This window comes from Streptomyces sp. NPDC029151 (assembly GCF_055564315.1).
Genome location: NZ_JBVHWQ010000002.1, coordinates 218,295 through 239,392 on the forward strand (window position 1 = coordinate 218,295; position 21,098 = coordinate 239,392).

The 21,098-nt window shown below is 72.7% G+C and carries 21 protein-coding genes; 11 read left to right on the forward strand and 10 right to left on the reverse strand.

All coding sequences use genetic code 11. The annotated features are described in order from the left end of the window. Positions 1–173: 173 nt before the first annotated feature. Positions 174–1,046 (forward strand): glycerophosphodiester phosphodiesterase, encoded by an 873-nt coding sequence (locus tag ACZ4VF_RS08760; protein WP_467924090.1) that lies wholly within the window; start codon positions 174–176, stop codon positions 1,044–1,046. Positions 1,047–1,087: 41 nt separating this feature from the next. Continuing rightward, the gene (locus ACZ4VF_RS08765) at positions 1,088–1,642 is read left to right on the forward strand and encodes a methylated-DNA--[protein]-cysteine S-methyltransferase (RefSeq protein ID WP_467924092.1); all 555 of its coding nucleotides are present in this window, start codon (positions 1,088–1,090) and stop codon (positions 1,640–1,642) included. 4 nt (positions 1,643–1,646) lie between these two features. Here ACZ4VF_RS08765 and ACZ4VF_RS08770 read toward each other — a convergent pair whose 3' ends face one another. Continuing rightward, positions 1,647–2,090 carry a VOC family protein gene (locus ACZ4VF_RS08770; RefSeq protein ID WP_467924094.1) on the reverse strand — a complete coding sequence of 148 codons (444 nt, stop codon included), beginning with the start codon at positions 2,088–2,090 and terminating at the stop codon, positions 1,647–1,649. A 99-nt stretch (positions 2,091–2,189) separates the two neighbouring features. On the opposite strand from ACZ4VF_RS08770, the gene ACZ4VF_RS08775 reads away from it, so the two are divergent. Both ACZ4VF_RS08775 and ACZ4VF_RS08780 read left to right on the forward strand, forming a co-directional pair. Continuing rightward, positions 2,190–3,098, forward strand: coding sequence for a pseudouridine-5'-phosphate glycosidase (locus tag ACZ4VF_RS08775; RefSeq protein ID WP_467924096.1), 909 nt, complete (start codon positions 2,190–2,192; stop codon positions 3,096–3,098). Continuing rightward, positions 3,083–4,018, forward strand: coding sequence for a carbohydrate kinase family protein (locus ACZ4VF_RS08780; RefSeq protein WP_467924098.1), 936 nt, complete (start codon positions 3,083–3,085; stop codon positions 4,016–4,018). The genes ACZ4VF_RS08775 and ACZ4VF_RS08780 overlap by 16 nt, the downstream gene beginning before the upstream one ends. A gap of 287 nt (positions 4,019–4,305) precedes the next feature. Here the strand turns inward: ACZ4VF_RS08780 and ACZ4VF_RS08785 are convergent, their stop codons facing one another. Next, complete coding sequence (locus tag ACZ4VF_RS08785; RefSeq protein ID WP_467924100.1) at positions 4,306–5,100, reverse strand: methyltransferase; 795 nt, start codon at positions 5,098–5,100, stop codon at positions 4,306–4,308. A gap of 175 nt (positions 5,101–5,275) precedes the next feature. Here ACZ4VF_RS08785 and corA point away from each other — a divergent pair, with 175 nt between their 5' ends. Then, a complete protein-coding gene (corA, locus tag ACZ4VF_RS08790) occupies positions 5,276–6,403 on the forward strand; it encodes a magnesium/cobalt transporter CorA (RefSeq protein ID WP_467924102.1) in 1,128 nt (375 codons plus the stop codon). An 81-nt stretch (positions 6,404–6,484) separates the two neighbouring features. Here corA and ACZ4VF_RS08795 read toward each other — a convergent pair whose 3' ends face one another. Continuing rightward, positions 6,485–6,898, reverse strand: coding sequence for a PPOX class F420-dependent oxidoreductase (locus ACZ4VF_RS08795; protein WP_467924104.1), 414 nt, complete (start codon positions 6,896–6,898; stop codon positions 6,485–6,487). Positions 6,899–6,979: 81 nt separating this feature from the next. Further along, positions 6,980–7,612, reverse strand: coding sequence for a nucleoside/nucleotide kinase family protein (locus ACZ4VF_RS08800; protein ID WP_467924106.1), 633 nt, complete (start codon positions 7,610–7,612; stop codon positions 6,980–6,982). A 499-nt stretch (positions 7,613–8,111) separates the two neighbouring features. Here ACZ4VF_RS08800 and ACZ4VF_RS08805 point away from each other — a divergent pair, with 499 nt between their 5' ends. Together ACZ4VF_RS08805 and ACZ4VF_RS08810 are read left to right on the forward strand one after the other, a co-directional pair. Continuing rightward, a complete protein-coding gene (locus tag ACZ4VF_RS08805) occupies positions 8,112–8,807 on the forward strand; it encodes a DUF2293 domain-containing protein (RefSeq protein WP_467924108.1) in 696 nt (231 codons plus the stop codon). 598 nt (positions 8,808–9,405) lie between these two features. After that, the gene (locus ACZ4VF_RS08810; protein ID WP_467924110.1) at positions 9,406–10,893 is read left to right on the forward strand and encodes a glutamate synthase subunit beta; all 1,488 of its coding nucleotides are present in this window, start codon (positions 9,406–9,408) and stop codon (positions 10,891–10,893) included. A gap of 66 nt (positions 10,894–10,959) precedes the next feature. Here the strand turns inward: ACZ4VF_RS08810 and ACZ4VF_RS08815 are convergent, their stop codons facing one another. Then, on the reverse strand, positions 10,960–11,523 hold the full coding sequence (locus ACZ4VF_RS08815; protein WP_467924112.1) for a carboxymuconolactone decarboxylase family protein: 564 nt from the start codon (positions 11,521–11,523) through the stop codon (positions 10,960–10,962). Between the two features lie 47 nt (positions 11,524–11,570). On the opposite strand from ACZ4VF_RS08815, the gene pdxR reads away from it, so the two are divergent. Next, positions 11,571–13,010 carry a MocR-like pyridoxine biosynthesis transcription factor PdxR gene (gene pdxR / locus ACZ4VF_RS08820; protein ID WP_467924114.1) on the forward strand — a complete coding sequence of 480 codons (1,440 nt, stop codon included), beginning with the start codon at positions 11,571–11,573 and terminating at the stop codon, positions 13,008–13,010. A gap of 101 nt (positions 13,011–13,111) precedes the next feature. Here the strand turns inward: pdxR and ACZ4VF_RS08825 are convergent, their stop codons facing one another. Together ACZ4VF_RS08825 and ACZ4VF_RS08830 are read right to left on the reverse strand one after the other, a co-directional pair. Then, positions 13,112–13,366, reverse strand: a complete 255-nt coding sequence (locus ACZ4VF_RS08825; RefSeq protein WP_222996518.1) for a DUF397 domain-containing protein — start codon at positions 13,364–13,366, stop codon at positions 13,112–13,114. After that, the gene (locus tag ACZ4VF_RS08830; RefSeq protein WP_467924117.1) at positions 13,367–14,227 is read right to left on the reverse strand and encodes a helix-turn-helix domain-containing protein; all 861 of its coding nucleotides are present in this window, start codon (positions 14,225–14,227) and stop codon (positions 13,367–13,369) included. A gap of 338 nt (positions 14,228–14,565) precedes the next feature. Between ACZ4VF_RS08830 and ACZ4VF_RS08835 the strand changes: the two genes are divergently transcribed. The 3 genes from ACZ4VF_RS08835 to ACZ4VF_RS08845 all read left to right on the forward strand — a co-directional run bounded on the left by ACZ4VF_RS08835 (position 14,566) and on the right by ACZ4VF_RS08845 (position 18,378). Next, the gene (locus ACZ4VF_RS08835) at positions 14,566–15,462 is read left to right on the forward strand and encodes an ATP-binding protein (RefSeq protein ID WP_467924119.1); all 897 of its coding nucleotides are present in this window, start codon (positions 14,566–14,568) and stop codon (positions 15,460–15,462) included. Between the two features lie 41 nt (positions 15,463–15,503). Next, complete coding sequence (locus ACZ4VF_RS08840; protein WP_467925576.1) at positions 15,504–15,935, forward strand: hypothetical protein; 432 nt, start codon at positions 15,504–15,506, stop codon at positions 15,933–15,935. Between the two features lie 280 nt (positions 15,936–16,215). Next, the gene (locus ACZ4VF_RS08845) at positions 16,216–18,378 is read left to right on the forward strand and encodes an ABC transporter ATP-binding protein (protein ID WP_467924121.1); all 2,163 of its coding nucleotides are present in this window, start codon (positions 16,216–16,218) and stop codon (positions 18,376–18,378) included. A gap of 66 nt (positions 18,379–18,444) precedes the next feature. Here the strand turns inward: ACZ4VF_RS08845 and ACZ4VF_RS08850 are convergent, their stop codons facing one another. The 3 genes from ACZ4VF_RS08850 to ACZ4VF_RS08860 all read right to left on the reverse strand — a co-directional run bounded on the left by ACZ4VF_RS08850 (position 18,445) and on the right by ACZ4VF_RS08860 (position 21,097). Then, the gene (locus ACZ4VF_RS08850) at positions 18,445–18,621 is read right to left on the reverse strand and encodes a hypothetical protein (RefSeq protein ID WP_467924123.1); all 177 of its coding nucleotides are present in this window, start codon (positions 18,619–18,621) and stop codon (positions 18,445–18,447) included. Between the two features lie 174 nt (positions 18,622–18,795). After that, on the reverse strand, positions 18,796–19,440 hold the full coding sequence (locus ACZ4VF_RS08855) for a DUF899 domain-containing protein (protein ID WP_467924125.1): 645 nt from the start codon (positions 19,438–19,440) through the stop codon (positions 18,796–18,798). A 130-nt stretch (positions 19,441–19,570) separates the two neighbouring features. Beyond that, a complete protein-coding gene (locus ACZ4VF_RS08860; RefSeq protein WP_467924127.1) occupies positions 19,571–21,097 on the reverse strand; it encodes an amidohydrolase in 1,527 nt (508 codons plus the stop codon). Position 21,098 lies beyond the last annotated feature (1 nt).

Sequence of the window (21,098 nt, forward strand, 5' to 3'; positions counted from 1 at the left end):
GGAATGGTCGAACGACTTTCCGGCAAAGAAACACGTCCTTGCCGCAGATGTGCGGCACCGGTGAGCGGACCTGGACATCACCATTCAATCTGTGGCCATGGTGCGCCCGGGTGCCGTTGACCCGGTGCTGTCAGTCTGGTGCTGTCGGTATTCGCTCGACGTGAGGATGACGCATGTACGCACGCGTGGTCGCCGCCGCCGTCGCCGCGGCCCTGGGAACGGCCGTGGCCCTGCTCAGCCCGACTTCGGCCGCACGCGCACGCGAGGTGCACGTGCCCACGGTGATCGCCCACCGGGGCGCCTCCGCCTACGCCCCCGAGAACACGCTGGCCGCCATCGACAAGGCCGCCCAGCTGGGCTTTTCGTGGGTGGAGAACGACGTCCAGCGCACCAGGGACGGCGAGCTGGTGGTCCTGCACGACGAGAGTCTGGAGCGGACCACGAACGTCGAGGACGTCTTCCCCGGCCGTGCGCCCTGGAAGGTGGGGGACTTCACCGCGGCCGAGATCGCCCGGCTGGACGCGGGCAGCTGGTTCTCCCCCGGCTACGCGGGCGCGCGCGTGCCGACCCTGAGGCAGTACATGCGCCGGGTCGAGCACAACCACGAGAAGCTGCTCCTGGAGATCAAGAGTCCCGAGCTGTACCCGGGCATCGAGCGTCAGACGCTGGAGCTCCTCGACAACGAGGGCTGGCTGGACCGCCGGCACCTGGAACGGCTGATCGTGCAGAGCTTCAGCGCCGACAGCGTGCGGACGGTGCACGAGCTGAGGCCCGCGGTGATCACCGGCTACCTCGGTACGCCCACCGCCGCACAGCTGCACGGGTTCGCTCGATTCACCGACATGGTCAACCCCTCGTACGGGTCGCTCTCCCCGGAGTACGTCGCGACCGTGCACGCCTTCGACGGGCCGCACGGCAGGCCCCTCGGGTTGTTCGCCTGGACGGTGGACGACGCGGCCACCGCCCGCAGGGTCGCCGGGTACGGGGGTGACGGGATCATCTCCAACAAGCCCGACGTGGTGCGGGCGGCACTGGACGGGAACTGAGCCGGGCGGGCGTTGTCAGTGGCGGGTCGTACCGTGGGCGCATGGACAGCCATGGGCAGGATGAGCACCGGGTCGTGTGGGCCGTCGTGGGCACGGACATCGGCCCGCTGATGCTGGCGGCGACCCGCGACGGTCTGGTCAACGTCGTGTTCCACGCCTCGGACACGGCGCGCGACCGGGCACTGGAGCGGCTGGCCGCGCGGCTGGGCGGCGAGCCCGTGGAGGATCCGGGATCGCCGTTGCTGGCCGAGGCGATACGGCAGCTACGGGCGTACTTCGCGGGCGAGCGGCACGACTTCGACCTGCCCCTGGACTGGTCGCTGATCTCCGGGTTCAACCGGCAGGTCCTGCGCGAGCTCGCATCCGGTGTGCCGTACGGCACCGTGGTGGGGTACGGCGATCTGGCGGGCCGGGTCGGGCAGCCCGGAGGGGCGCAGGCGGTCGGTGCGGCGATGGGAGCGAATCCGCTGCCGGTCGTGGTGCCGTGCCATCGGGTGGTGGAGAGCGACGGCGGCATCGGCGGTTTCGGGGGCGGGCTGGAGACCAAACGGAAGCTGCTCGCCCTGGAGGGTGTGCTGCCGGAGCCGCTGTTCTGACCGGTCAGGGACGCGGCTGCTCGTCGTAGTGCCGGGCCTCGAAGACGTTGCCGTCGGGGTCGCGGAAGTAGAAGCTGCGCGTGGCGTTGCCGCGGGCGCCGGACAGGCCGTGGTCGATGTCGGAGACGGGGACGTCGTGGTCCTCCAGACGGGAGCGCAGGGCGTCGAAGGCGTCGGCCGGCAGGGACAGGCAGAGGTGGTTGACCGGGTGGCCCGCGCTCGCGACGGAGCCGGGCAGCATCCGCATCCGTTCGGCGAGGGTCTTCGGGGCGAGATCGAGGATGGTCTCCTCGTTGACGCGGGCGGAGGGGAAGGACACCGTCCCCTGCACGAACTCGGCGACGTTGATCGGTTCCAGGCCGACGGCCGTGTCGTAGAAGACGGCCGCGGCGACCGGGTCGGTCACCCACAGGACGACGTGGTCGAGGCGCGTGGTGTTGTTCGTCATGGGTCCCAGGCTGGTGGCCTCCCGCACGGGCCACAAGCGTTTAGCCGCGGCCGGTGCCCGCCAGAGATGAGGAAGGACCGACGGACAGGAGGCGGGCACGTGGTGCTGGTGGTGTCGGAGGAAGTCCGGGAAGCGATCGACGCGGGGCGGCCGGTGGTGGCCCTTGAGTCCACGATCATCGCGCACGGCCTGCCCCGCCCGCGCAACCTGCAGGTGGCGCTGGAGCTGGAGGAGGCGGTGCGGCGGGAGGGTGCCGTGCCGGCGACCGTCGCCGTGCTCGACGGGCGGCCCCGGGTCGGCCTGGACAAGGAGCAGGTGGAGCGGGTCGCGAACGAGGAGGGGATACGCAAGCTGGGCCACCGGGATCTGCCGCTCGCGGTGGCGGCGGGGGCGAGCGGCGCGACCACCGTGTCGGCGACGGCGCAGCTGGCCGCGCTGGCGGGCGTCCGGGTGTTCGCCACCGGCGGGCTGGGCGGCGTGCACCGGGAGTGGACGGTCACCCAGGACGAGTCGGCCGACCTGGGGCTGCTGGCGCGTACCCGGATCACGGTGGTGTGCGCGGGCGTGAAGTCGATCCTGGACGTGCCGGCGACGCTGCAGCGGCTGGAGACGCTGGGCGTGGCCGTCGCCGGGTACGGAACGGACCGGTTCCCCGGCTTCTACCTGTCGGATTCGGGGCATCCGGTCGACTGGCGGCTGGACACCGTGGACCAGGTCGCCGCCGTCATGCGCGCCCAGGACGCACTGGACGCACCGGGATCGGCGCTGATCGTCGCCCATCCGGTGCCGGAGGCGGAACAACTCGATCCCGAGCTGCACGCACGCGTGCTCGCCGGCGCGCTGCAGGCCTGCGCCGAGCGGGGTGTCACCGGGCAGGCGGTGACACCGTTCCTGCTGGACTACCTGGTCCGGCACACCGACGGGGCCTCCCTGAGCGCCAACCTGGCGGCGGTGCGCGGCAACGTACGGCTGGCGGCGCGGATCGCCACGGCGTGGACCAGGGGGTGACCGCGGGCCGGAACGGAGCGCTGCTGGTCGTCGGGGACGTGGTCACCGATGTGGTGGCCCGGCACCGGGGCCCGCTCGCGGCCGGCACCGATACGGCCGCTGTGATCCGTAGGCTGCCGGGCGGCGCGGGCGCCAACGTGGCCTGCTGGGCCGCTCACGCGGGCTGCGCGGACGTACGGCTGCTCGGGCGGGTGGGTGCGGACGCCGCCGCGTGGCACGAGCGTGAGCTGGTCGTGGCCGGGGTGCGGCCCCGGCTCGTGGTGGACGCCGAGGCGGCGACGGGGACCGTGATCTGCCTCGTCGACACGGGTGCGGCGGCCGAGCGGACGTTTCTGACGGACAGCGGGGCGTCCCTGCGGCTGGACCCGGCCGACTGGTCGGAGGGGCTGCTCGACGGGGTGGCCCGGCTGCACCTGTCGGGCTATCTGCTGTTCACGGAGCCGAGCCGGGCGCTCGCCGAGAAGGCGCTCGCGGCGGCACGCGCGCGCGGGGTGCCGGTGAGCCTGGACCCGGCGTCGTCCGGCTTCCTGGTGGAACTGGGCGTGGACCGTTTCCTGGCGTTCGCGGAGGGACTGGATCTGCTGCTGCCCAGCCGCGACGAGGCGTGCCTGCTGACCGGGCTGACGGATCCGGCGGACGCGGCGGCCAAGCTGAGCCGGCTGGTACCGCTGGTGGTGGCCAAGGCCGGTGCGGACGGAGCACTGGTGGCCCGCTCCGGGACCGTGCTGGCCCGGGTTCCCGCTGTGCCGGCGGTGCCCCGGGACAGCACGGGCGCGGGTGACGCCTTCACCGGCGCGTTCCTTGCCGCGCTGCTGGCCGGCGCCAGCGCGCAGGAGGCGGCGGAACGGGGCTGTGGTGCCGGGGCCGAGGCGGTACGACGGGTGGGCGGCAGGCCACCGCATCCGGGGCACGGGGGTTAGGCGGGCGAGCCGGTGGGCGGTCTCGTCGGCGGGCGGCAGGGGCACGGGAAGCAGGGCTCAGCGGTCGGCCAGGCCTGGGAACGGTCCGGGGAGCTGTGGGACGCGCCTGGGGAAACGATTCGGAGCAGCAGTAGCGACTGCTCGCAGAATCGGTCCGGCGCAGCCGCAGGCCACGCCCACAGCAACCGTTCGGCGCAGCAGTAGGCCACGCCCACGCAATTGGTCCGGCGCAGCAGACGGCCAGGTCCGCGGAAGGTGTCCGGCGCCGCTGGTGGTCTCCGGGCCGGCTATCCCTTGCGGCCCCACGCGGAGATCATCGGGGCGGTGGTCAGGTCCATGGTGCCGGACTCCACGTGGGCGAGGTGCTGGTCGATCTCCGCGTCGGTGGCCAGACCGGCGGAGACGAGCCGGTCCCGGATCTGGCGGATCGTCGCGGCCTCCAGGGCGGTGCAGGCGGGGGAGGCCACGGGGAAGTACGCGTCGGCCTCCACATCGTGCAGTCCGGCCTGCCGTAGCAGCCGCGGGAGTCTACGGCCGTAGGACAGGTCGGCGCCGCGGCCGGCGAGCAGCGTGCGGAAGCCTCGGCGCAGGCGGTTGGCGAGCCGCTGCTCAGGACCGTACTCGTCGGGGCAGGTCAGGGGTTGGAGGGCCGGGTCGGCGTCCTCGACCAGCAGTCGGCCGCCGGGGCGCAGGGCCTCGATCATGCATCGCAACGCCCGTTCCCGGTCGGGCACATGGACGAGGACGAGCCGGGCGTGGACGAGGTCGAAGTCCTCCCCCGGCGGCTCCTCGGCGCCCACGTCGTGCACGCGGACCTCCACCGGTGGGCGGGCCGCGGGGGCGAGCCGTGAGGTGTCGATGTCCGTGGCGACGACCTGCCCGGACGGCCCCACCTTCTCGGCGAGCCAGGACACGACGGAGGTCCCGCCGGCCCCGACTTCCCAGCAGCGCCAGCCGGGCCGGATGCCGAGTCCTTCGAGGTGCCGGAAGGTCGTGGGGTCGAAGAGGGCGGTGAAGGCGTCGAAGCGCTCGCCCGCTTCTTTTTGCCGGTTGTCCAGGAGGTACCCGTCCGCTCGCGTCATGTCCCGATCGTCGCAGTCTCCCGGTCCTCCTGCCCGGTCACTGCTTCGTCCACAGCCGGGAACCAAGCGGAATTTCCTGTTCCCACAGGCTCACCCGCGTTGTGCCGGGGGCTGGCACACTTGCCGGGCAAGGCGCGAAAGCGTTGTGCGAGGAGATCCACGCGAGGAGATCCAGATGTCGATGGCAGGGAATCTGCGGAAGGTCACGGTGCTGGGCGGGGTCGGCGGCCTGCGCAAGGTGGCGCGGCTGGCCCGGCGCCGGCCGCGCGTGGACCTGAGCCATCCCGCCAGATCGCCGCTGGGCTCGTCGGTGGTCAACTGCGTGACGTATCAGGACGGGGTGCGTGTGCCCGGGAGTGCCGACCTGGTGGACGCGGTGCGGCTGGTCCGGAAGGCCGGTGAGGGTTTCGTCTGGCTCGGGCTGCACGAGCCGACGGACCGGGAGTTCGCGGGTGTCGCCGAGCTGTTCGACCTGCATCCGCTGGCTGTGGAGGACGCGGTCGAGGCACATCAGCGGCCGAAGCTGGAGCACTACGGGGACACGCTGTTCGCGGTGTTCAAGACGGTCTGCTACGTGGAGCACGAGCAGCTGACGGCGACCAGCGAGGTGGTGGACACCGGCGAGATCATGGCGTTCGTCGGCAAGGACTTCGTGATCACGGTGCGGCACGGCCGGCACGGGTCGCTGGGCCCGTTGCGCGAGGAGTTGGAGGCGGACCCGCATCAGCTCTCCAAGGGGCCGGCAGCGGTGCTGCACGCGATCGCCGACCAAGTCGTCGACGACTATCTGACCGTCACGGACGCGGTGCAGGCCGACATCGACCAGGTCGAGACGGAGGTGTTCTCGGAGAACGGCGCGCGGCTCGACCCGGGCCGTATCTACCAGATGAAACGTGAACTGCTGGAGCTGAAGCGGGCGGTGGTGCCACTGGGCCGTCCGGTGGAGGATCTCGCCACCCGGCCCATACGGGTCGTCGCCCCGGAGATACAGGCCTACTTCCGGGACGTGTTCGACCATCTGACCCGGGTCAAGGAACAGATCGCCGCGTTCGACGAGCTGCTCAACTCCATCCTGCAGGCGCATCTCGCGCAGGTGACCGTCGCGCAGAACGAGGACATGCGGAAGATCACGGCCTGGGCCGCCGTGGTCGCCGTGCCGACGATGGTGTGCGGGGTGTACGGCATGAATTTCGACCACATGCCGGAGCTGCACTGGCGGTTCGGCTATCCGCTGGTCATGGCGGTGATGGCGACGGCGTGTCTGGCGTTGTACCGGGGCTTCCGGCGCAACGGCTGGCTGTGAGCGGCGGGGCCGCGGGGCTCCGTGCCCGGCGGCCGCGCGGGCTCGGCGGTGCGCCGGTCGGAGCGAGGGGCAGACGACCGGTCAGGGGGAGAAGGAGACGACCTTCTCCGGAAGGATCCTGACGATCACGCGGACCTCGTCGTCCTTCTCGGCCGGCGGGTCGATGCCGAGGTACTTGTGCGACAGCTCGTACGGGAGGCGCTTGCCCTCGTCCGGCAGGATCTCGGCGACGCCTCGGATCTCGGCCGAGTGGTAGGGGTTGGCCAGGTCGAAGACGGAGAGGCTGATGCGCGGGTCGCGGAGGAGGTTGCGCACCTTCTGGCGACGGTCGACGGACGAGAACAGCACGCTGTCGCCCTCGCGCTTGATCCAGACCACGGAGTTCTGCGGGGCGCCGTCGGGGCCGAGGGTGGCGACGCTGGCGAAGTTCCTGCCGTCCAGCAGAGCGCGCAGGGAGTCGTCGAAAGACACGGGAGTGACCGGGGAGGACGTCATGAGATCACTCTAGTTACATGCACGCGCATATAAAAGGGTTTTCGCTGGGCTGTCGTTCCGGAACCCGGAGGAACGACCGGATCAGCCGCTCCAAGCGGGGTGGCGCGGGTCGTCGGCCCGGACCAGGACGTCCGCCGTACCGGCCGGGTCGGTCTCCGCCTCGTAGCGCTCGAAGGCGGGCAGGGTCCAGTGGTCTGCCTCGGGGGTCCGGCGTCGCAGTGCGCCCGGGGAGAGAAGGAGGTGCACGGTGAGGTCGAAGGGGAACCAGTGGCGCAGCAGGAGGGGGCCGTGGAGCAACAGGATGCCACCGGGCGGGAGGTGGACGTACGGGCTGCGGGTGGCCCGGTCCGTGGCCGGATCCCACAGGTCGGGCAGGATCCGCCCGCTGCCCCCGGGGTCGAGCGGGCCGAAGACCTCGCGCCACAGGGCGCCCGTGTCGAACCATCCGCTGTAGTACGACTCCGCATCCCGCCGCCCGTGCTCCAGACGGAGCGAGGCGGGGCGCAGGAAACCCTCGGTGCCGATCACACGTGAGGGTCGGCCGCGCACCCGCAGCGCCTCGCCGACCCGGGCGGCGAGGGCTCCCGGATCGGCGGCCGGTGCACCGTCGAAACCGACGCGCTGCCAAGCCCCTCCATCGGCCGGCGCCGCACTGGTCAGTCGGTCGGCGAGCTGCTCGGCCAGCCGGTCCCAGGTGATCGCTTCGAGTCGCACAGTGCCCATGATGCCGGGTGGCCGGGCCGAAGGGCGGGGCGTTGCCGAGGAGACGGTGGCGGGGGCCGAGGGCATGAGCGGCGGTGGAGGCGGGGGCGTGGCGTGGAGAGCCGCAGTCGGGACGGCGGGATTCGGCCGTATCGGCTGAAGGGAGTGATGCGGAAGGGCCGGCAGCGAGGCTGGGGGTGCTCACGTCCGTTCATCGTGGGCCGACAGTGAGGCTGGGGGATTCCCGTCCGCTGGTCGTGGGAGGTGCGGTGTCAAGGTGCGGACCCTCTGAACACGACAGCTGGGACAGGACGGCTGGGAGACGGCGGCGCCCGGACGGGTCGGGATGCGGCAACAAGGCGCAACTGCGCGGTGCACACCGGGGGCCGGAGGGTCGAGGGCCGGGTGGAGGAGGGAAAGGAGGGAGAGGGGGTGCGAAGGCGGGCCGAGGGGAGAGGAAACGGCAGGGCGGGCGTGGGAGAGGCGGACGGTGGCGGGGAAAGTACCGCGTATGGCGCTTCCCGCAACTCCCCACTCCTCCGGCCGGCTTGTCGTCGTCCAGCCGCTCAAGCGCAAGCGGTGCGCCCGCTGCCGTCGTGGTCCGCTGTCGCTGTTGATCCTGGAAGACGGGGCGCCGCGGTGCCTGGACTGCGTCGACCTCGGCCATCTTGTGTTCCTGCCGCGTGGCGACACGGCGCTGACGCGCAGGGCGAGGGAGGAGAGCACCCTGTCGGTGGTGGTGGTTCGGTTCAATCGGCGCAGGAGCCGCTACGAACGCCAGGGTGTACTCGTGGAGGAGGCCGCGCTGGCCCGGGCCGAGACCCGCTGCCTGGCGGACGCGGAGGCTCGGCGCCGGCGGCGGGCACGGGACGCTCGGCGGAGAGCGGCGCAGGACGAGCGGTTCGTTGAGGCGTTCGCGGCCGAGATCCTCCGGCTGTTCCCCGGTTGTCCGGCCGACCGGGCGCGGGCGATCGCGGCCCATGCGTCGGTGCGGGGCAGCGGTCGCGTCGGGCGCAGCGCGGCCGGGCGGGCGCTGACCGAGGGGGCGGTGATCTCGGCGGTCGTGGCGGGCGTACGGCACGTGGACACGCCGTACGACCAGCTGCTGATGAGAGGGGTGCCGTGGCATGAGGCGCGGCGCCGGATCGCACCGGCGGTGGAGGGTGTGCTGCGAGGGTGGCAGGGGGCTGGAGAGGAGGCGGGTTGAGATCATGACGGGTTCCCGGCGCCGGGGCCTGACCGGGAGCCCGGGGTCTCACCAGGAGTGACGAGACGCCGTTGCCGGGCAGCGGTCCGGGTGGATCGCCCCCGTGTCTCGCGACGACCGCAGGCCGGGCTCGGCCCGCGAGCGCCGGAGGCCGTCGCGTACCGGCCGCGTTTCTGCGCTCGTGGATGTTCCGGAACCATGTGCGGGCCGTCGCCTCGACCGCGGCCGCCCCGGCCTGCACAGAGGCCGCAGTCTGACCCGGGCCTCCTGTTGCAGCGTCGGCCGTTTGCTCCCCGGCGCCGGCTTGGCTCCTGACGGCAACCCGGCGGGCGGTCGTCTCCTGGCCCAGCGCCGGGACTGTCCGAGGGGGGTGACCCGCCCTGGGCACCCCCGTCGACGCCTTCAGTGCCCCCGGTGCCCTCAGTGCCCTCAGTCCTCCGGCCCCCGGCCGGGCTCCGAGGCCGCGGGGAGAAAGCGCTGTCCGCAGGCCTGCGGGGCCGCCGGTGGGGACGTATCGTGGCCGAAAGAGTGCCGCCCGATGACGAACGGCCCTTCGTACACCCGGTGCCTCCGGTGCCCGTACGCGAGGAAGACGCCCATGGCCGATCCCAAGGGGTTCATGACCACGCCGCGCCAGGAGTGGCCGCGGCGGCCCGTCGAGCAGCGGGTGCGGGACTGGGACGAGGTGTACGTCCCGGGTGCGCTGCTGCCCATCATCAGCAAGCAGGCCGACCGCTGCATGGACTGCGGCATCCCCTTCTGCCACCAGGCCTGCCCGCTGGGCAACCTCATCCCCGAGTGGAACGACCTGGTCTCGCGGGAGGACTGGGAAGCGGCGAGCGACCGGCTGCACGCGACCAACAACTTCCCGGAGTTCACCGGGCGGCTGTGTCCGGCGCCGTGCGAGGCGGGGTGTGTGCTGGCGATCAACCAGCCGGCCGTCACCATCAAGAACGTCGAGTGCGCGATCGCCGACCGGGCGTGGGAGGAGGGTTTCACTCCGCCCCGGCCGCCCGAGCGGCTGACCGGCAAGACGGTCGCCGTCATCGGCTCCGGGCCCACCGGGCTGGCCGCCGCGCAGCAGCTGACCCGGGCCGGGCACACGGTCGCGGTGTACGAGAAGGACGACCGGATCGGCGGGCTGATGCGGTACGGCATCCCCGAGTTCAAGATGGAGAAGCGGCACCTGGAGCGGCGGATCGAGCAGATGCTCGCCGAGGGGACGAAGTTCCGTACCTCGACGGTGGTCGGCCGGGACGTTCCGGCGGACGAACTGCGGACCCGGTACGACGCGGTGGTGATCGCCACAGGAGCGACGGCGTGGCGGGAACTTCCGGTGCCGGGCCGTTCGTTGAACGGGATACACCAGGCGATGGAGTATCTGCCGCTCGCCAACCGGGTGTGTGAAGGGGACCTGGAGGTTTCGCCTCTGTCGGCCGCCGGAAAGCACGTCGTGATCGTCGGCGGCGGGGACACCGGGGCGGACTGTCTGGGCACCGCGGTGCGCGAGGGGGCCGCGTCCGTGACCCAGCTGGACATCTACGCACAGCCGGATGCCGAGCGTGACGAGGACACCGAGCCGTGGCCGACGTATCCGAAGATCTACCGGCTGTCGGCCGCTCACGAGGAGGCGCGGGAGCTGCGTACGGCTCCCGCGGCGGACGCGGACGCGCGGCTGTTCGCGGCGTCCACGCTCCGCTTCACAGGGGACGAGAGGGGGAATGTGCGCTCACTGCATCTGGTGGAGGTCGACGAACAGCGGCTTCCGGTGCCGGACACCGGGCGGTCGCTCCCCGCCGACCTGGTGCTGCTCGCCCTCGGCTTCTCCGGGCCGGACCAGAGGGACGGGCTGATCGAGCAGTTGGGGCTGGCGCTGCAGCCGCGTGGCACGGTCGCCCGGGACGACGGCTTCGCGACCAACGTTCCCGGGGTGTTCGCCGCGGGGGACGCGGCGCGCGGACAGTCGCTCATCGTGTGGGCGATAGCGGAGGGGCGGGCGGTCGCGGCGGCGGTCGACCGCTATCTGACGGGCAGTTCCCGGCTCCCGGCTCCGATCGGGCCGACGGACCGGCCGATGGTGGTCTGAGCGGCGTCACACCACCGGCTCCGTCCCCCGGGTCCCGCGGGTGCCCGCCCGGCGACCGGTGCCGGGTCAGCCGGTGCGCTCGTCCGTGCCGGCGACCTTGCCCGTGGCCAGGGCCACGCGGTTCCACGTGTTGATCGTGAGGATCAGCGCGAGGACGTGGGCCAGTTCCTGGTCGTCGAAGCGGGCGGCGGCCTCGGCATAGACGGCGTCGGGGACCCCGCCGTCGGCGACCAGGGTCACCGCCTCCGTCAGGGCGAGGGCGGCCTGTTCCTTCGGGGTGAAGAAGTGCCGCGCCTCGCGCCAGACGGCGACCATGTGGAGCCGGTCCTCGTTCTCGCCGGCCTTGCGGGCGTCGTTGGTGTGCATGTGCAGGCAGTAGGCGCAGTGGTTGAGATGGGAGGCACGGATCTGGATCAGTTCGACCAGGGCCGGGTCGATGCCTTGGCGGGCGGCGGCGTCGAAGCCGACGATCGCGCGGAAGACCTTGGGCGCGGCCTTCGCGAAGTCCAGGCGGGTGCGGGCGGCCTCGGCAGCGGCGATCCCGGTGGTGAGGTCGGGGATGGCGGAGTCGGTGGTGGCGGTGGTGGCGGTGGTGGTGTTCGTCGTCGTGGGCGCGTTCGTCGTCGTCATGTGCTCCACCGTAGGAGCCGGAAAGACCGGTTGTAGGGTGCATTTCCATGACGGAATCGTGGGTCAATTCCGCGGAGCGGATCGGCGCGGACCTGCATCTGGAGCTGTCCGGGCCGGGAGGCCGGCGGGCGGCGCTGACCAGCGCGCTCCGGGAGGCCGTGCGCAGTGGCCGGCTGGCGCCGGGTACCCGGCTGCCGCCGTACCGGTCGCTCGCCGCGGATCTGGGCGTGGCCCGCAACACGGTGGCGGACGCGTACGCGGAGCTGGTCGCGGAAGGCTGGCTGACCGCCCGGCAAGGTTCCGGAACCCGGGTCGCCGAGCGGGCGGAACCGCTGCGCCCCACCCCGCGCACGCCGGTGAAGGCGTCCATCCGCACAGGCGGGCCGCGGCACGACCTGCGGCAGGGCACGCCGGACGCGTCGGTCTTCCCGCGCGCGGCCTGGGCGGCGTCCTACCGCCGGGCGTTGCAGGCTGCGCCGAGCGAGGCGTTCGGGCCGGGAGACCCGGCCGGGCGCCGCGAGCTGCGGGAGACGCTGACGGAGTACCTGGCACGTGCGCGGGGGGTGCGGACCGAGCCGGACCGGATCGTGGTCTGCTCGGGATTCGCCCACGCGCTGCGGCTCCTCTTCGGCCGGGGCACCCTGGAGGGTCCGGCCGCGGGCGGGGTGCTGCGGGGGCCGCTGGGCGTGGAGGCGTACGGGCTCGGCTTCCACCGGGAACTGCTCGCCGCGGCCGGGGTGAGCACCGTACCGCTGCCGCTGGACGAGCACGGGGCGCGGGTGGAGGCGCTCGGGGGCGAGCGGGCCGTGCTGCTGACGCCCGCGCACCAGTTCCCGACCGGCGGGCCGCTGCACCCGGAGCGCCGGGCCGCGGTGATCGACTGGGCACGCGCGCAGGGAACGGTGGTGCTGGAGGACGACTACGACGGCGAGTTCCGCTACGACCGCCGGCCCGTCGGCGCGTTGCAGGGGCTCGATCCGGAGCGGGTGATCCACATCGGGTCGGTCAGCAAGAGCCTGTCACCGGCGTTGCGGCTGGGCTGGATGGTGTTGCCGCAACGGTATGTGGAGCCGGTGCTGGCGGCGAAGGGCGAGCGGGAGGGCTGGGCGAGTGTGCTGGACCAGCTGGCGCTCGCGGACTTCGTCGGCTGCGGGTCGTACGACCGTCATGTGCGGCGGATGCGGCAGCGGTACCGGCGCCGGCGTGACCGGCTCGTCGCCGCGCTCGCGGCCCACGCGCCGCACGTGGAGGTGACGGGTATCGCGGCCGGGCTGCACGCGGTGCTGCGGCTGCCGCCGGGCACGGAGCGGTCGACGGTGAAGGCCGCCGCGTGGCAGGGCATCGCCCTCGACGGGCTCGCCGGGTTCCGGCATCCGCAGAGTCCGACGGCGGCCGGTGACGGCCTGGTGGTGGGGTACGCGGCCCCCGCCGAACACGCCTACGGGGCGGCGCTGGAGGCGCTGTGCGAGGTACTGCCACCGGAGTGACGGACCGGGCGATGAGCGGGGACGGTCGGGCGGAGGCGGCGGGGGCGGTCCGTTCGGTGGCGCGGGGAGGGGAAGGTGATCCGGAGTCAGCGGACGGGAGGTCAGGACAGCAGGAAGTCCGCCTCTCCCGCCTTGGCGCCCTCTATGAAGGCGGTCATCTCGTCCATGGTGTAGATCAGCGCCGGCCCGTCCGGGTCGGTGGACTGGCGTACGGCGATCCGGCCGTCGGCCAGCTTCATCGCTTCCAGGCAGTTGCCGCCGTTCCCGCCGCTCCAGGGCTTGTGCCACCCCTCGCTGCCCAACTCCCGCGCGGGCATGCCGTTGTAGACGCGTCCGCGCGGCCTTATGCGGTCCATTCACAGCTCCTTGCGGAGATCCCTGAGGATCTCCTTCGTGCGTTGTGCCGTAGCGGCCTGAGCCGCCATGCGGTCCATGACCTCCAGGTGGGTCGCCACTTCGGTGCGCGCGTCCAGGTAGACGGCGCCGGTCAGGTACTCGCTGTAGACCATGTCCGGCAGTTCTGACATGGCGAATCGGAACAGCACGAAGGGCCCGTACGTCCCCGGGTGCGGCCCGTTCGCGAAGGGGGCGACCTGGAGCGTCACATGGGGCAGCTTCGTGGCCTCAAGCAACTTGTCGATCTGGGCGCGCATCACCTCCGGGCCGCCGACCGGGCGGCGCAGGGCGGTCTCGTCCATCACCGCCCAGAAACGGGGGGCGTCGGGACGGGCGAGCAGTTGCTGCCGTTGCATGCGCAACGCGACGTGCCGCTCGATGTCGTCCGGGCTCGTCTGGCCGACGGCGCCGGACTTCAGCACGGCGCGCGCGTAGTCCTCGGTCTGCAGCAGGCCGGGCACGAAGTGCGGTTCGTAGGAGCGGATGAGGGCGGCCGCTCCCTCCAGGCTGACGTACATCGAGAACCAGCCCGGCAGGATGTCGTGGAACCGTTGCCACCAGCCGGGCCTGTTGGCCTCCTCGGCCAGCCGGACGAAGACCTCTGCCTCGTCGTCGGGGACGCCGTAGGCCTTCAGCAGCAGTTGGAGGTACGGGATTTTGAGGGCTACCTCGGCCATCTCCATGCGGCGGACGGTGGCGGGTGCGACCCGGAGGACGCGGGCGGCCTCCTCGCGCTTCAGTCCGGCGCGTTCCCGCAGGTCCAGCAGGCGCCGGCCGAGGACCACCTGGCCCACCGTCGGCGCGGACCGCGGTTCGCTCACGCTCTCACCTCCACCGAATGCCGCTCATCGAGGCGTTGTGCCGAAGCCCGCCGCCGAAGCCCCTGGGCAGGAGCCCTTGTCCGCATGTTTCCCGACAGCCCTGCGGCGCCATTCGAAGGTGCATTCGAAGACCGGCCCGGTCTCCGACCACTCCAATTGGCGCCGCGCGAGGTGCTGTTGCGAGCAGTGTGCCACGGCCTCCCACCGAGTCACACTGCACTCTGCAATTTTCAGAGTGACTCTTGCCAAGTGTCCGCGGCGGGGAGATAGTGGCAGGCGTGATTCCGTCCGCGCCCTTAGGAACAGACGCGGCCGCAGGCCCTTCCGGCCTCGCTGCCGTGGCGGGAGCGACCCCCCGGGGGGCTGCCGCCGAGCGCAGGTTCCGTTTCGAGCTGGCCGCACACCCGGGTTCCATCGCGCAGGCGAGACGTCTGACGCACGCCCGGCTGTCCGGCTGGGCGGTCTGCGCGGACACCTGCGACAACGCGGCTCTGGTCATATCCGAGCTGGTCACCAACGCGGTCGTGCACACCATGAGCAACCGGGTCGTGTGCGAGCTGCACGACCACGACGACACGGTGCGCATAGCCGTACACGACGAGGGCTGTGCTCCTGACGCACCCCACCCGTCCCCACAGCGGCCCGACGAGGAGCACGGGAGGGGGTTGCTCCTCGTGGACGCGCTGTGCCGGGCCTGGGGTGCCCAGGAGCACGGCCCCGGCCTACTGGTGTGGGCCGAACTGCCCCGGCGGACCGACACGGCCGGGGAGACCGCGGAGCCGCGGGGCGACCTGGGCTGGGGCGCCCGCCCCAAGTCCGGCCGCCCGGACGACACCGACGAGGACCGTCCGGCCGGGGCCGGCGGAGAGGCGCCGGAGGAGCGGGAACGGCAGCGGGCGGAGCCGGGGCAGCTCGGGGAAGCGGAGCGGGGGCAGCACGGGCAGGCGACCCCGGGGCACCACGAGCGCGAGGAGCCCGGGCAGGACGGGCGCGGAGAGCAGGGGCGGGGCGGGAGCGAGGTGGGCGAGTACCACCGGCACGTTCCCGCCGGTCAGCCGCCACGCCGGGTGCCCGAGCAGCACCGGCACACCAGGCACCCGGACCAGCACCGGGACATCACCCACGCCGGTCAGCACCAGAACTTCGCACACCCCGACCGGCACCGGGCCTTCGCGCCGCCGGACCGGCACACCTACCGCGCCCCGGGGCAGCGCCTTCCCGGGGAGAGCCCGTGACCGGCTCCGGTCGCCTCGGTGGGGCGAACGGAACCCATGGGATCGTCGGGGCCGGGGCCGGACAGGAGCACGCCCTCGGCCTCAACACGCTCGTCCGGCTGCAACGCCGCCGGGCGGACCCGGAGCCGGGGCGCCGGCTGTCGCTCCCGGACGGCATGACGGCGCCGCTCGGCTGTGACGCCGTGGCCGTGCCCGACCGCCTCGGACCGCTCGTCGTACCCAAGCTGCCGCGCGTGGGCTGCGTGTACACCGACGGGTCGCACTGGTGGTGGATCGTTCCGTCGGACTCCGATTACGCCCTGCCCTGGCCGTCCCCGGCCCGCTACGCCGCCGGCGCCCTGGTCAACGGCACCGCCCGGCTGATCCACCGGCCGGAGGGCACGGTTCCGTACACCCCGCCGATCCCGCTGTACCTGGCCCTGTGCCGGGTGACGGGGACGGCTCCGGACTGGTCGCGGGCCGCCTCGGCGTAACCGCACCGCTCACCCACCACCCACCACCCACCGCCGTACCGCTCCCCGTCCCACCACTCACCCCACCCCACCCCGCCGCTCGCCGCTCGCCGCCACGGGCTCCCCGTCGGGGCCGCCGAGTCCCGCCCGCGGCTGCCGCTCCCCCGCCCGTGGCCGTCGCGCCCCCGCGGCCGACCGCTGTGGGACGCGCTTCTTCCGCGCCCCTCGTACGTTCCCTCGCGCCCTGCCGGGCAGCGGCCCCGACGGCGATAGTGGCCGTTCCATCGGGGTGCGGGAGGTCATGGTGAGGAAGAGGCGGGAGGTCGCCGAGCCCGTGGTGTCGGCGTCGGAGCGGCTGCTGTTCGGCGGGCCGCTGCGGTACGACATGGGCTGGAACCAGCACGCGGACGCCTTCCTGGCGCTGAGCTTCCGGGCGATGACGACGCAGTTGCCCGGGATGCTGGCGTCCAGCCTGCGGCTGGCCCGGCAGGCCGACGCGCGGGCCGCCCGGGTGCTGCTGGCCGCCGAGGTGGGCAGGGGCGCCGCCCAGGCGGTGAGCCTGCTGGCCGTGAACACGGCGCTCGGCAGGCTGCTCACCGGCCCCGACATCGCCCAGCGGCTGCGCGCGGCCGCTCCGGCCCTCGCCGCACTGGCCGTCGTGATGCTGGTCGCCGCCCTGCTGCGGGCCGCCTCCACCTACGCCACCGGACGGCTGGAACCCAAGGTGGAGCGGGTGGCGACCGAGCTGTACCTGGAGCGGGCGGCCAACGTCGAGCTGGCCGCGATCGAGGACCACGCCTTCCACAAACTGCTGGACACGGCCCAGTACGGCGCCCGGTCCGCCCGGCACATGATCAGCTACGGCGCCCGGGTGATCAACGCGATGATCTCGCTGGTGGCCGCGGCGAGCGTGCTCACCGTGCTGCATCCGGCGCTGCTGCCCCTGCTGGTCACCATGACCCTGCCCAGCGCCTGGAGCGCGCTGACCAACGCCCGGCGCCGCTACGAGTCCTTCCACACCTGGGTGCAGCACGCCCGGGCCGGCCAGCTGATCAGCGGCCTGCTCACCGAGCCGGCCGCCGCGCCCGAGATCCGCGTGCACGGGGTGGGGCCGTTCCTCCTGCGCCATTACCGGTCCATGTCGGAGACCGCGGAGGCGGAGCAGGCCCGGCTGGCCCGGCTCGCCGCGCGGACCGGTCTGATCGCGGCGGCCTGGACGGGCGTGGCGACCCTCGCGACGTACGCGACGCTGGGCGCGCTGCTGCTGGGCGGGGCGATGGCCCTGTCGGTGGCGGGTACGGCGGTGATCGCGATCCGTACGGGTGCGGCGAACCTCGACACCCTGGTGGTGGAGATCAACCAGTTGCACGAGGAAGCCCTGTTCGTGGGGGATCTGCAGCGGATGTACACCGCGGCGGCCGAGCGGGCCATCCCTGTGGGCGGGGAACCGCTGCCGGAGCATCCGAAGGAGATCCGCTTCGAGAACGTCACCTTCAGTTACCCGCACGGCGAGCACCCGGCCGATGGGCGACCGCCCCGCGAGCAGCCCGACCACGAACCGTCGGCCCACGAACAGCCGGCCCGCGAACAGCCGACCGACCAGCACTCCCCCACGAGAGAACGGACCACGCACGAACGGTCCACCCACGAGCAGCCGCCGCACGCGCAGCCGAGGCACGGGCAGTCGGCGTACGAGCAGCCGGCCGACCGTCCCCAGGGCGGCAGCTCCCCCCGCCCCGCCCTCGACAACATCAGCCTCACCCTCCCCCTCGGCCGGATCATCGCGCTCGTCGGTGAGAACGGCTCGGGGAAGACCACGCTGGTCAAGCTGCTCGCGGGGCTGTACACGCCGGACCGGGGCCGGATCCTGTGGGACGGGGTCGACGCCGCGCGCACGGACCGGCGGCTGCTCGCGGAGCGCATCGCGATGGTGGCCCAGGACTTCAAGCGCTGGCCGTTCACCGCCCGGGTGAACGTGGCCGTCGGCCGCTCCGCCGCACCGATGACCGAGGAGCGGCTGGCCGCGTCGATCGCCGAGGCCGGTGCGGAGGAGGTCGTCGCGGAGCTGCCGCGCGGCCTGGACACGTTGCTGGCCAGGAACTTCAGCGGCGGGCACGAGCTGTCCGGCGGTCAGTGGCAGCGGCTCGGCATCGCCCGGGCGGCCTACCGGCGCGGCAGCATCCTGATCGTGGACGAGCCGACGGCGGCACTGGACGCGCGGGCCGAGCTGGAGGTGTTCGAGAAGATCCGGGCACTGGCGGGCGGCGGTCAGACGGTCGTCCTGATCACCCACCGGCTGGCCTCGGTCCGGCACGCCGACCTGGTGCACGTACTGGAGCACGGCAAGCTGGTGGAGTCCGGCACGCCGGAGGAACTGCTGGCCAGGGGTGGTGTCTACGCCGACCTGTACACGCTGCAGGCGCAGCAGTTCACGACGCGGGTACCGGCCCCCAGACCGGCCTGAACCCCGACACCGGCCTGAAGCGGACCGGCCCCGGCGCCGCGCCCGGCCTCAGCGTCGCGGACGGCATCATTCCGCGGAGTCGCCGCCGCGGACGATCACCAGGAAGGTGTCCGTCGCGAGGTCCATGACGACCTCGGCGGGCAGGCCCTCCAGGCGCCGCGCGTGCGCGAACTCCTCCGCGGGCCAGGAGCCGCGCGGGCTACCGGCGGGAAAGCGTTCGAGCACCGTTCGCCCGTTCACCATCTCGCACCTCCAGAGAGCGTCGTCCGTGTAGGAGTTAACGCCTTGGAGACCGCAATCGCCTCGCTCAGTGACGCTACTGAGACATTGCCGACACGAGGTCGGGGCGGACCGTGAGGATCCGTTCACCTTGTGACACGAACCGCACCCTCCGTATCACCTCCGGTACCGAATACGTCAGGAGTCGTACTCGTCGTGCAGCCGAAGCCGGTCGCTGCCCGTCGGGCGGGGACCGAGGGCGGTGAGGTCGAGCAGGGCCGAGGTGGTGCCCAGTCCGTCCATCCCGTCGTCGTACACCGAGTAGGTGTGGAAGACCCGGTCGTGGTCGCGCAGGAAGCAGCTGAGACCGGGGCGTTCGACCAGGTCGCCGCCCGTGTCGACAGTGGCCTCGAAGTCCCGGTTGAAGTCGCTGTGCGCCGAGGAGTACCAGGGCACCGCCCAGCCCATCCGCGCCTTGAAGGGCAGGATCCGGGTGAACGGCGCCCGGGAGACGGCAGCGAAGGACGTGTTCCGGGCGCGCAGGTGGGCGAGGTGGCCGACCTGGTCGAGGAAGGCGGCGCAGCAGGGGCAGCCGGTCTCCCACTCCGGGGCGAACATGAAGTGGTGGACGACGAGCTGGGTCCGCCCCTCGAAGAGGTCGAGCAGGGTGGCCTTGCCGTCGCCGCCCTCGAAGACGTATTCCGGGTCGACCTCGACCATGGGCAGCCGCCGGCGCTCGGCGCCCAGGATGTCCCGCGCCCGTCTGACCGCCTCCTCCTTGCGCAGCAACTCCTCGCGCGCGGCGCGCCACTGCTCACGCGAGACGATCTCCGGAAGCGACATGTGCCCTCCTGCCCGGTGGTTCTGGTCGGTTCGGGGTGGTGACCGCCGGCAGGCGCGGAACTCATCGAAGGGCAGGGAGATTTTTTCGGCCGGTCTCGGCAGGCACGATTTCCGGCCGGTCGGCGGGGGCTCAGGTGTCGTACCGCTGGACCCGGCGACCGTGGGCGCGCGCGGTCAGCGTGGGCAGCCGGCCCGTCAGTTCCCGTACGACCGCGGGCACGTCGAGAGTGAGGAGTTCGCGGTCGCGCATCAGCACACGGCCGTCGACGACGGTGGTGCGGACGTCGGCGGCGCGGGCGCTGTGCACGAGGGTGGCGGCGAGGTCGTGGACCGGCTGCGTGTGCGGGCCGGTGAGATCGACCAGGACGATGTCGGCGCGCCGGCCGGGCGCGAGGGTGCCGATCCGGTCCCCGAGGCCGACCGCGCGGGCGCTCTGCACGGTGGCGTGGTGCAGGGCCTGGCGGGACGTCAGCCAGCGCGGGTCTCCCTCGGTGGACTTCTGGACCAGGGAGGTCAGCGCCATCGTCTCCCACACGTCGAGGGAGTTGTTGGAGGCGGCGCCGTCCGTGGCGAGGCCCACGGGGACACCGGCCGCGCGCAGGGCCCGCACCGGGGTGGTGGTCGGCCAGGCGAACCTGAGGTAGCCGCGGGGAGCGGTGGCCACGGCCGTACGGCCGCCCGTGCGCGCCAGCAACGGCAGGTCCCGTTCCACGATGCCGGTGCCGTGGGCGATGAGCAGGTCGGTGTCGAGGAGTCCGGTGCGGTCGAGGACCTCGATGGGGGTACGGCCGTACCGGGCGAGGCTGGTGTCGGTCTGGTCGCGGTTCTCGGCGGCGTGGAGGTGGACGGGGAGGCCGTGCGCGCGGGCGAGCTCGGCGGTGGCGGTGAGGTCGGCGTCGCTGACGGTGTAGGGGGCGTGCGGGGCGAGGGCGGTGGTGATACGGCCGTCGGCGGCACCGCGCCGCCGGAGCGCGAACTCCAGTGCCGCCTCCCGCGCTCGGGGCCCCTGGCTGGAGAAGTAGGTCTCGCCGAGGTGGGCGCGCAGGCCGCACTCGGCGACGACGTCGGCGACCGTGTCCATGTGGAAGTAGTGGTCGGCGAAGCAGGTCACCCCGCCCCGGATCATCTCGGCGCAGGCCAGCCGGGCCCCCAGCTCCACGTCCCGCTCGGTGAGGTTGCTCTCGACGGGCCAGACGACGTCGTTGAACCACTCCTCGGTCGGCAGGTCCTCGGCCAGCCCGCGCAGCGCGGTCATCGGCGCGTGCGTATGGCAGTTGATCAGCCCGGGCAGCGCCACCTGGCCGCGCGCCTCGATCCGCGTCCGGGCCGGCACGTCCCGCGCGGCGGCGGCCGTCGTCACCGTGTCGATCACCCGGCCCCGGACGACGATCGCGGCCTCCTCGCGGAAACCGATCCGTTCCTCCTCCCCCGCCCTCCCTCCGCCGTACCCGCGGTCTCCGTGATCTCCGTGATCTCCGTGATCTCCGTGATCTCCGTGATCGCCGCGATCGCTGTGGTCGCCGGGGTCGCCGCGTTCCTCGCGATCTCCGCCGTCTCCTCGGCGTCCGTGGTCTCCCCGTGCCTCGTGCACCAGGACCGTGCAACCGGTGATGACCAGATCGGCGGGAGAGGCGCTGAGGGGTCCGACGGCACTCATG